This is a genomic window from Ornithinimicrobium sp. (assembly GCF_051004135.1).
Classification (GTDB): Bacteria; Actinomycetota; Actinomycetes; order Actinomycetales; family Dermatophilaceae; genus Ornithinicoccus.
In genome coordinates, this window is the sequence record NZ_JBPCKQ010000046.1 from 1 (window position 1) to 4,185 (window position 4,185).

The following is a 4,185-nucleotide window of genomic DNA, read 5'->3' on the forward strand; positions in this document are numbered from 1 at the left end:
CCCGCAGCCGCGGCCTGGTGTTCCTGCGCGTCTTGCAGCTCGCGGTCGCCCACGACCCCGTCCGCTACCGCCAGCTAATCAAGCGCCCCCGGCCCCGCCCGGTCCCGCCACGGCCGCCTGGCGCCACGGGACACCCGCCCAGCATCGACCGTCCCCGCGCTGACCACCCTTGGCGACGACCTCACCAGCACAAGTCCGGTTAAGTGGAGAGCCCTATCCGAGGTTATGGGCACAGCCATGCTGTTGCTCTTCGGTTGTGGTGTGGTCGCCAACGCGATCCTGCCGAAGACCAAGGGATTCAACGGCGGCTGGCTGTTGATCAACTTCGGCTGGGGCTTGGGTGTCTTCGCCGGCGTGTTCGTCGCGTTCAAGTCCGGCGGGCACATCAACCCCGCGGTCACCGTCGGGCTGATCGCCAACGGCGCGGAGGAGTTCGCGCCCGGGGTGGAGGTGTCCTTCGTCAACACGTTGATCTACTTCGCTGCCCAGATGCTCGGCGCCTTCATCGGCGCCGTGCTGACGTGGCTGGCCTACAAGGACCACTTCGCCCAGGATGCCGACCCGGCGGTCAAGCTGGGCGTCTTCTCCACCGGGCCGGAGCTGCGCAACTACACTTGGAACTTCGTCACCGAGGTGATCGGCACCTTCGTGCTGGTGCTGGTGGTGCTGCTCTTCGGCAAGACGCCCACGGAGATCGGTCCGTTGGCCGTTGCACTGCTGGTCGTCGGCATCGGCATCAGCCTGGGCGGTCCGACCGGCTATGCGATCAACCCCGCGCGTGACCTCGGTCCGCGCATCGCGCACGCCCTGCTGCCCATCCCCGGCAAGGGCAGCAGTGACTGGGCCTACTCGTGGGTTCCCGTCGCTGCTCCGCTGGTCGGCGGCATCCTCGCCGGGCTGGAGGCCGCCGCCTACGTCTGATCCCGCCGGGTATGCCGGCTGCCGGGCCTGGCCGCACGGCATACTCGAGACCAACCCCGAGCCAGGTGCCAACAGCGCAAGACACCGACTGCACAAGACACCGACTGCACGAGACCCAAACCGCACAATGACGTGGAGGAAAGAGCATGGCTGACTACGTACTGTCCATCGACCAGGGCACGACGAGCACCCGGGCGATCCTGTTCACCAAGCAGGGCACCATCCACTCGCAGGGTCAGCTCGAGCACGAGCAGATCTTCCCGCGGGCGGGCTGGGTCGAGCACGACCCGGCCGAGATCTGGAACAACACCCGTGAGGTGATCGGCACGGCGATCGGCAAGGGCAACGCCAGCCCGAGCGACATCGCGGCCATCGGCATCACCAACCAGCGCGAGACCGCGGTGGTCTGGGACAAGACCACCGGCAAGGCGGTCTACAACGCCATCGTCTGGCAGGACACCCGCACCGACAAGATCGTCGCCCAGCTGGGCGGCGACGAGGGGCCGGAGAAGTACAAGTCGGTCTGTGGTCTCCCCTTGGCGACCTACTTCGCCGGACCCAAGGTCAAGTGGATCCTCGACAACGTCGACGGGGCCCGCGAGAAGGCTGAGGCCGGCGACCTGCTCTTCGGCACCACCGACTCGTGGGTGCTGTGGAACCTCACCGGCGGCGTCGACGGCGGAGTGCACGTCACCGATGTGACCAACGCCTCGCGCACCATGCTGATGGACCTGCAGACGCTGAGCTGGGACGAGGGCATCGCCGCCGACATGGGCATCCCCATGTCGATGCTGCCCGAGATCAAGTCGTGCTCGGAGGTCTACGGCCACAGCACCAAGCTCGGCACGCCCATCGCCGGCATCCTCGGTGACCAGCAGGCGGCGACCTTCGGGCAGGCGTGCTTCGAGAAGGGCATGTCCAAGAACACCTACGGCACGGGCAACTTCATGCTGCTCAACACCGGCACCGAGATCGTGCCCAGCGAGAACGGTCTGCTGACCACGGTCTGCTACAAGATCGGTGACCAGGAGGCGATCTACGCCCTGGAGGGCTCGATCGCCGTCACCGGGTCCCTGGTGCAGTGGCTGCGGGACAACATCGGCATGATCAGCGACGCGCCCCAGATCGAGGACCTGGCCAAGAAGGTCGACGACAACGGCGGGTGCTATGTCGTGCCCGCCTTCTCCGGTCTGTTCGCGCCGTACTGGAAGGACGATGCGCGCGGCGCCATCGTGGGCCTCACCCGCTTCGTCAACAAGCACCACATTGCCCGGGCCGCCCTGGAGTCCACGGCGTTCCAGACCCGTGAGGTGGCGGACGCGATGAACGCCGACTCCGGGGTCGACCTGGCCGAGCTACACGTGGACGGCGGCATGGTCGCCAACGAGACGTTGATGCAGTTCCAGGCCGACATCCTGGGCGTCGACGTCGTGCGTCCCGAGGTCGCGGAGACCACGGCGCTGGGCGCGGCCTACGCTGCCGGTATCGCGGTCGGCTTCTGGGACGGCGAGCAGGACGTGATCGACAACTGGAACGAGGGCAAGCGGTGGTCTCCTTCGATGCGCGACGGCGAGCGTGAGCGCCTCTACCGCAACTGGAAGAAGGCGGTCACGAAGACCTTCGACTGGGTCGACGACGACACCGAGGCCGACGAGGAGTCCGCCCAGGACGGTGCTGACGACTGAGCTGGCACGCCATGTGACCCCGAAGCCGATGAGCCCGGACCTGCCCCCGCTGGTCCGGGCTCATCCTCGTCTGCCCTTCGTCAGACGACAGGCTCCTCATGGTCGCCGTGCAGCAGCTGCGGCCGAGCCAGCTCGGTGTTGTCCAGCACCCAGGTCGCCTGCTGGACGGGAGCCTGCTCGAGGTAGAAGCGCTGCGCCCCGACGTATCGGGCGTGCGCCGGGTGCTCGGGGTCCACGTCGCCGTCATGGCGCCGGCCGGGGAACCGCGCCTGGCCCCGCGGCACGGACACCTCGAAGGGCACGTGAACGAACAGGCTGGCGTCCCAGCGCGCGACCAGCTCGGGACGGTGCAGGAACACTCCGTCGACGAGCAGAACGGCGTCGTCGTCAGCCTCGACCGGGTCGGGGCTGACCGGGTGACCGGTGGACACATCATGCGCGGCGGCAACGATCTCCCGCCCGGCGCGGAACGGCTCGAGCACCAGGCGCGCGAACGCTGGGTAGTCGAAGGCGTCGCGGTAGTAGGTCTGCGCCGTGCGTCCGCGCGCATACCGCTGGGCCGTGGGGTGGTGGAAGCCGTCCATCGAGACTCCGAGCACCTGGCGGCCCGCCACGAGCGGCGCCAAGGCCACGAGCTCACCGACCAGGTGGGACTTGCCGGCACCGTCCACCCCGTCCACGGCGATCACGGCCCGCTCCGCCGGCCGCACCGCGAGCATCAGCCCCAGCAGGTCCACCAGGACGAGCTGCCGCACCGGCACGAACCCTGGATACGCCACTGCCCGATGCTCTCGCAGGTCAGCCGACGGTGACCGAGGGTGCACTCGCTGCGGGCTGACCGTCGGCGTCGAGGGGCTCCTCCATCTCCTCGGCGATCCGCATCGCCTCCTCGATCAGCGTCTCCACGATCTGGCTCTCCGGCACCGTCTTGATGACCTCGCCCTTGACGAAGATCTGCCCCTTGCCGTTGCCGGAAGCCACGCCCAGGTCTGCCTCGCGCGCCTCCCCCGGTCCGTTGACCACGCAGCCCATGACAGCCACCCGCAGCGGGACCTCCATGCCCTCGAGCCCGGCAGTGACCTCGTCGGCCAGGGTGTAGACGTCGACCTGGGCCCGCCCGCACGAGGGGCAGGAGACGATCTCCAGCTTGCGCGGACGCAGGTTGAGACTCTGCAGGATCTGGTTGCCGACCTTGACCTCCTCGACCGGCGGCGCCGAGAGGGAGACCCGGATCGTGTCGCCGATGCCCTTGGCCAGCAACGTCCCGAAGGCCACGGACGACTTGATCGTGCCCTGGAAGGCCGGGCTGGCCTCGGTGACGCCGAGGTGCAGCGGCCAGTCGCCGCGTTCGGACAGCATCTCGTAGGCCTGCACCATGATGACCGGGTCGTTGTGCTTGACCGAGATCTTGAAGTCATGGAAGTCGTGCTCCTCGAACAGCGAGGCCTCCCAGACCGCCGACTCCACGAGTGCTTCCGGCGTCGCCTTGCCGTACTTGGCCATCACCCGGGGGTCTAGCGAGCCGGCGTTGACGCCGATCCGGATGGAGACACCGGCGTCCTTGGCGGCCGCCGCGATC

The 4,185-nt window shown here is 68.2% G+C and carries 4 protein-coding genes; 2 read left to right on the forward strand and 2 right to left on the reverse strand.

The genetic code is table 11. The annotated features are described in order from the left end of the window. Positions 1-225: 225 nt before the first annotated feature. Positions 226-921 carry an MIP/aquaporin family protein gene (locus ACR2FV_RS02275; protein WP_434014101.1) on the forward strand — a complete coding sequence of 232 codons (696 nt, stop codon included), beginning with the start codon at positions 226-228 and terminating at the stop codon, positions 919-921. 146 nt (positions 922-1,067) lie between these two features. Further along, on the forward strand, positions 1,068-2,606 hold the full coding sequence (glpK, locus tag ACR2FV_RS02280; protein ID WP_434014102.1) for a glycerol kinase GlpK: 1,539 nt from the start codon (positions 1,068-1,070) through the stop codon (positions 2,604-2,606). 80 nt (positions 2,607-2,686) lie between these two features. Here glpK and ACR2FV_RS02285 read toward each other — a convergent pair whose 3' ends face one another. Next, positions 2,687-3,385, reverse strand: a complete 699-nt coding sequence (locus tag ACR2FV_RS02285) for a uridine kinase (protein WP_434014103.1) — start codon at positions 3,383-3,385, stop codon at positions 2,687-2,689. A gap of 19 nt (positions 3,386-3,404) precedes the next feature. Further along, positions 3,405-4,185: flavodoxin-dependent (E)-4-hydroxy-3-methylbut-2-enyl-diphosphate synthase (gene ispG / locus ACR2FV_RS02290; RefSeq protein ID WP_434014104.1), on the reverse strand; the 781-nt coding region annotated here is incomplete at its 5' end.